Below are 572 nucleotides of genomic sequence, written 5' to 3' on the forward strand. Positions count from 1 at the left end.
CGTGACATCGAAACCCTGCGCGAGCTCGGGTATCCCGTGGAAACGCTCAAAGGCCCGGGAGGGGGCTACCGACTCGGCACCGCAGGCAAGCTTCCGCCTCTCGTTCTCGACGACGACCAGGCCATCGCCATTGCCCTCGCACTTCAGACCGCTCCAGCCACGGTCACGGGCATCGACGACGCTGTGGGGCGTGCACTGACCACACTCCGTCAGGTGATGCCCGCGCGTCTGAGAGCTGCAAGTGAAGCGTTCGAGGTCACGAGCTTGCGCAACTACTGGGACTTCGCTGCCCCGCCCGTCGACGTCGCCACCCTCCAGGCCGCTGGGTCCGCGATCCGCACCAACCACACGCTTCGCTTCGACTACGCGGAACCGGACGGTCACTTCCTGGCACCTGCGGATCCGGGATTTCCCCCTCCCGCAGAAATCGAACCTCATCACCTGGTGGTGTGGGCCGGGCGTTGGTACCTCATCGTCCGAGAACCTGTCGCTGCCACCTGGGCCACCTACCGTGTTGATCGCATCAGGCCGAAGGCCGCCGTGGGCCGTTCCTTCACTCCGCACCCTCTTGG

The 572-nt window shown here is 65.7% G+C and carries 1 protein-coding gene; it reads left to right on the top strand.

Annotated features, from left to right (window positions below; genetic code table 11):
• The coding region (locus GTW58_RS13735) for a helix-turn-helix transcriptional regulator (protein WP_168023625.1) at positions 1–572 on the top strand (572 nt) is incomplete at both ends.

The sequence above is a fragment of the Kocuria subflava genome (assembly GCF_012163155.1).
In the GTDB taxonomy this organism is placed as follows: Bacteria; Actinomycetota; Actinomycetes; order Actinomycetales; family Micrococcaceae; genus Kocuria; species Kocuria subflava.